A 4,979-nucleotide genomic window follows, 5' to 3' on the forward strand; every position below is an offset into this window, starting at 1 on the left:
TCCTTGCCGGCCTCGGCCACGCCGATGATGATGCTCTCGCCCCAGCCGCGATGGCAGGCCTCCAGCGCCTGGCGCATGACCGTGGTGTTGCCGGTGGCGTCGAAGGTGTAGTCCGCGCCGCCGTCGGTCAGGGCCACCAGATGGGCGACCAGATCGCCGTCGATGGTCTTGGGGTTGACGAAGTGGGTCATGCCGAACTTGCGGCCCCATTCCTCGCGGTCCGGATTGAGATCCACGCCGACGATCATGTTGGCGCCGACCAGCTTCAGGCCCTGGATGACGTTCAGCCCGATGCCGCCCAGGCCGAACACGATGGCGTTGGCGCCCGGCTCGACCTTGGCGGTGTTGACCACCGCCCCGACGCCCGTCGTCACGCCGCAGCCGCAGTAGCAAGCCGACTTGAACGGCGCGTCCTTGCGGATGCGAGCCACGGCGATCTCGGGCAGCACGGTGAAGTTCGAGAAGGTCGAGCAGCCCATGTAGTGGTGGATCGTCTGGCCCTTGTAGGAAAAGCGGCTGGTGCCGTCCGGCATCAGCCCCTTGCCCTGGGTGGCGCGGATCGCCGTGCAGAGGTTGGTCTTGCCGCTGAGGCAGCTTTTGCACTGGCGGCATTCGGGCGTGTAGAGCGGGATCACGTGGTCGCCGACCGCCAGGCTGGTGACGCCGGGACCGACCTCGACCACCACGCCCGCGCCCTCGTGGCCCAGGATCGAGGGGAACAGGCCCTCTGAGTCCAGGCCGTCCAGCGTGTAGGCGTCGGTGTGGCAGACGCCGGTGGCCTTGATCTCGATCAGCACCTCGCCGGCCTTGGGGCCCTCCAGATCGACCTCGACGATCTCCAGCGGCTGCTTGGCGGCGAAGGCGACGGCGGCGCGGGTTTTCATGGGGAAGGTCTCCGGAATGCGAGTCGGCGGCACCTTGCCAAGGCTTGGCGGCGCGAACCAGTCCCGTCGGGGCGGCGATTGTGGCTCGCCCGATCCTGATGTAAAATATTATTGACATGATGGCGCGCAAGGCGCACTCGATGTTAGATATCTTTTACATCACTAGGAGCCAAGAATGGCCTTGCGAGAAAAGAGTGCGTGGATTTCGTTCTGGACGACCGTGGTCGTCTACGGGGCCTATTTCGCCTATGTCGGCCAGGCGGCCGCCGCCGGACGGCCGGTCGGTTTCGCAGGACCGCTGACCACCTGCATCTTCGTGCTGGTGGTGCTGCAGGTCGGCCTGCAGATCGTGATCGCCGCCTTGAACCGCGAGCCGCGCGGACCGCAGGACGAGCGGGAGCGGTTGATCGACCTGAACGCCCGGGCCCAGGCCTTCTACGTGCTGCAGGTCGCGGCGATGGCCGCGGCGGTGACGGTTTATTTCTTCGACAAGACCCTGATGGCCAACGCCGTGATCGCGGCCCTGGCGGTGTCGGAGCTGGCCCGCCACGGCGGGGTCATCCTTGGCTATCGGCGGGCCTGCTGACCGTGCCGGCCCCGCCCCCGATCAAGAACGACATCCGCCGCCTGCGCTTCGAGCATGGCGAGATGACCCAGGCCGACCTGGCGCTGCGCATCGGCATGACCCGCCAGACCATCGCCGCCATCGAGCAAGGCAAGTACTCGCCATCGCTGGAAGCGGCGTTCCGGATCGCCCAGGTGTTCGGAGTCGGGCTGGAGCGGGTGTTTCAGTGGGAGGGTTAGGAGAACCCTCTCCCGGAGGGGAGAGGGCTACTCGTTGTCCTTGGCCGCCTTCTGCGCCGCCAGCTTGGCCAGCACCCGACCGCGGCCCTTGGACAGGGCCGTGATCATGCCGCGGAAGGTGCGGACCTCCTGCTCCGTCAGTCGGGCCCGGGCCAGCGGGGCGCGCAGATTGCGGACCATCGACGGCTTCTTCTCGGGCGGATGGTAGAAGCCCGCCTTCTCCAGCTCGTCCTCCAGCTGGCCGTACAGGCCCAGCAGGCTGGACTGGTCGGCCGGCTCGGCGACGTTGTATTCGAACTTCGACCACGGCCGGTCGTCGACCGTCATCTTCCATTCGTAGGCGTTGATCGACACGGCCTGGGCCAGGTTCAGCGAGCGGAACTTCTCGTCGATCGGGATCGAGACGATGGCCTGGCACAGGGCGATGTCGTCGGTCTCCAGTCCGGCCCGCTCGCCGCCGAACAGCAGGCCCACGGCGTAGCCCTGGGCGACGTCGGCGGCCAGGTGGCCGGCGGCCTCGCGCGGCGTATAGACCGGCAGGCGGGTCTCGCGCGGGCGGGCCGTGGTGGCGAACACCAGCTTCAGGTCGGCGATGGCCTCTTCCAGGGTGTCGAACACCTTGGCGTTGTCGAGCGGCCAGGTGGCGCCCGAGGCGCTGGGCCAGGCGCGCTCCTGYGGCCAGCCGTCGCGCGGCTTGACCAGGCGCAGGTCCTCGAGCCCGAAATTGGCCATCACCCGGGCGACCGCGCCGATGTTCTCGGCCAGTTGCGGGTGGTTCAGGATCACGCAGGGCGGGAGGTGCTTGGAGGTCATCGCCTCCCTTTGCCGCCGGACCACGGCGCGGTGCAAGCCCCACAATGGCGGTTCATGCGTTTAGCGACGGCCCAGCGTCCGCTGAAGCTCACCAAGATCGTCCAGAGACGCCTCATGTTCCGACCCGTCGCCGTCCTTCTCCTGACCCTTGTGCTGGCCGGCTGCGGCGAACCGCCGATGCTGGGCCAGACCGACCCGCTGTTCGACCGCGAGAAGCTGACCGCCGATTTCCAGCCCATCGCCGACCGCGTCGCGCCGGGCAGCCTGGGCGTGGCCGTCGAGGACCTGGGCACCGGCCAGATCATCTCTTTCAATGGCGAAAAGCGCTTTCCGCTGCAGGCCGTGTTCATGGCCCCGCTGGGCGCGGCGGTGATGGCCGAGGTCGAAGCCAAGCGGCTGGCCCTGGACGACGTCCTGCTGATCGAGGACGTCGACCTGTCGCCGCCCCACAGCCCGATCGCCGACGCCTGGACGGGCCCCACGACCTACACCGTCCAGGAGCTTCTTGAGCGCGCGGTGCGAGACGGCGACAACACCGCCGCGGACGTGCTGATGAAGCGGATCGGCGGTCCCGGCGCGGTCACCGCCTGGCTGCAGGGCCGCAAGGTCAACAACCTGGACGTCGACCGCTACCAGCGCCAGCTGCAGCCCGACAGCCTGGGCCTGGCCTCGTTCCGCGCCGGCTGGAAGGGCGAGGCCGCCTATCGCGCCGCCCTCGACAAGGTGCCGGCCGTCGACCGCCGCCGCGCGATCCTGGCCTATCTGGCCGATCCGCGCGACACCGCCACGCCCCTGGGCGTCCTGCGGTTCCTGGAGGCCCTGAACCAGGCCGAACTGCTGGATGTGGAGTCCCGACGCCTGCTGGGCCGGATCACCGGCCAGACGCAAGGCGGGGCCGGCCGCCTGCGCGCCGCCCTGCCCGACGGCGCCCGCCTGGTCCACGTGCCCGCCACGGCGCGCACCGACCTGGGCTTCACGCCCGTGGTCAACGACATCGGCGTCTACACCCTGAAGGACGGCCGCAAGTTCGCCGTCGTCGCCTTCATCTCAGGCTCGTCCCTGCCCGTCGCCGAGCAGGAAAAGGCGATCGCCGACGTCGGACGGGTGGTGATCAAGGCGGCGAAGTAGCCAGGTCCAGGCCGTATTCCAGGAACCGGGTCTCGCGCGTCCAGCCCAGGCTTTCGTACAGGGTCCGGGCCGCCAGATTGTCGACGCCGGTCACCAGGGACAGGCCGGCCGCCCCGGCGTCGCGGGCCATGGCGCCGGCGGCCTCGACCAGCGCCCTGCCCGCCCCGCCGCGTCGCTGGGCGGGTTCGACATAGAGGTCGTTGAGGATGAAGGTCGCCGCCGTCCGGATCGACGAGAAGCTGGGATACAGCTGAACGAAGCCGACGGCCTCGCCGGCGTCCAGCGCGAGCAGGATCACCGACTGCCCCCGCGCCATCCGCTCGGCCAGGAAGCGGCGCGCGCCCGCTTCATCGGACGGGCGGTCGTAGAACTGGCGATAGCGGTCGAACATCGGGACGAGACTTGGCAGGTCGCCCGGCGCGGCGTGGCGGATCCGCATCGTCAGGCGGTCCGGCTGTAGCGCATGACCCAGTTGGTCTCCCAGGTCACGCCGCCGTCGGGCGAGAAGGCCTGCTCCCACTGGGCCAGGTCCGGCGACAACGAGCGAAACTGTCCGCGCACCCTGACGGGCCGCCCTTCGAAGGTCTCGTCCGACAGGAAGGTCCCGACGCCGTTCTCGAACCGGCCCAGGCCGGGTTCGCCCAGGTCCAGGGGGGCGCCGGCGCTGAGGTACCAGTCGGCCCAGACGCCGGTTCTGGCGTCGAAGGCCCGCAAACCCAGGCCGGCGGACGGCCCGCTGGCGCGCCGGGCGAAACTCTCGTTGAGGTTCACCATGCCGCCCAGCAGGGCCTGGCAGGTGGTGGCTCCCTCGAACGTCTCCCAATCGTCATTGCCCGCCAGGCGCTTTTTCAGGCGGCGGTGATGCACGGTCCAGGATCCGACGAAGAAATCGAAGTCGTGGATCGAGCCGCCGCCCTTGGCCGGCGACTGGGCGAGGCCAGGCGCGGCGGCCAGGGCGGCGGTCAGGCTGGGCAGGACGGCCAGCGCCAGCATCACGCCGCGGCGGTCGGGATGATCGGTCATGATCAACGCGCCTTGGAGAAGTCGGAGAACCAGTTGGTCTCCCAGGTCTTGCCGCCGTCCGGCGAGAAGGCCTGCTCCCAGTGGGCGCCCGTCGCGGTGATGTTCGACCAGATGAACCGCACCTTGATCGGTTTCCCGCGCAGCACGTCGTCGGCGTAGAAGGTCCCGATCCCGTTGACGAACCGCCCCCTCATCGGCGGATTCAGGTCGCCATGCGGGTTGCGGCCGTCCAGCCACCAGATCAGCCACTGGTCGGTCCTTGGATCGTAGGATCGCAGGGTGACGCCGTTGTAGGGGCCGCTGGGCAGATCCAGGACGTTGTCATCC

The 4,979-nt window shown here is 69.0% G+C and carries 7 protein-coding genes and 1 pseudogene; 3 read left to right on the plus strand and 5 right to left on the minus strand.

What is annotated here, in order from left to right; genetic code table 11:
- Positions 1–884: alcohol dehydrogenase catalytic domain-containing protein (locus AC1DZ6_RS18865; RefSeq protein ID WP_477098676.1), on the minus strand; the 884-nt coding region annotated here is incomplete at its 3' end.
- A 175-nt stretch (positions 885–1,059) separates the two neighbouring features.
- Here AC1DZ6_RS18865 and AC1DZ6_RS18870 point away from each other — a divergent pair.
- Both AC1DZ6_RS18870 and AC1DZ6_RS18875 read left to right on the plus strand, forming a co-directional pair.
- A complete protein-coding gene (locus tag AC1DZ6_RS18870; protein ID WP_477098677.1) occupies positions 1,060–1,470 on the plus strand; it encodes a hypothetical protein in 411 nt (136 codons plus the stop codon).
- Between the two features lie 2 nt (positions 1,471–1,472).
- Entirely contained in the window at positions 1,473–1,688 is a 216-nt protein-coding gene (locus tag AC1DZ6_RS18875; protein ID WP_477098678.1) for a helix-turn-helix transcriptional regulator, read from the plus strand.
- A gap of 27 nt (positions 1,689–1,715) precedes the next feature.
- Here AC1DZ6_RS18875 and AC1DZ6_RS18880 read toward each other — a convergent pair whose 3' ends face one another.
- Positions 1,716–2,501: an RNA methyltransferase gene (locus AC1DZ6_RS18880; protein WP_477098679.1), complete on the minus strand. Its 786-nt coding sequence runs from the start codon at positions 2,499–2,501 to the stop codon at positions 1,716–1,718.
- A 114-nt stretch (positions 2,502–2,615) separates the two neighbouring features.
- Between AC1DZ6_RS18880 and AC1DZ6_RS18885 the strand changes: the two genes are divergently transcribed.
- Positions 2,616–3,629, plus strand: a complete 1,014-nt coding sequence (locus AC1DZ6_RS18885; RefSeq protein WP_477098680.1) for a serine hydrolase — start codon at positions 2,616–2,618, stop codon at positions 3,627–3,629.
- Here the strand turns inward: AC1DZ6_RS18885 and AC1DZ6_RS18890 are convergent.
- The 3 genes and pseudogenes from AC1DZ6_RS18890 to AC1DZ6_RS18900 form a co-directional block, all read right to left on the minus strand.
- Positions 3,613–4,068: an N-acetyltransferase family protein gene (locus tag AC1DZ6_RS18890; RefSeq protein ID WP_477098681.1), complete on the minus strand. Its 456-nt coding sequence runs from the start codon at positions 4,066–4,068 to the stop codon at positions 3,613–3,615. The genes AC1DZ6_RS18885 and AC1DZ6_RS18890 overlap by 17 nt on opposite strands.
- Before the next feature lie 2 nt (positions 4,069–4,070).
- Entirely contained in the window at positions 4,071–4,652 is a 582-nt protein-coding gene (locus AC1DZ6_RS18895; protein WP_477098682.1) for a DUF1579 domain-containing protein, read from the minus strand.
- 2 nt (positions 4,653–4,654) lie between these two features.
- Positions 4,655–4,979, minus strand: a pseudogene (locus AC1DZ6_RS18900) (DUF1579 domain-containing protein); the annotation flags it as partial.

The sequence above is a fragment of the Caulobacter sp. P1_B12_2 genome (genome assembly GCF_056406675.1).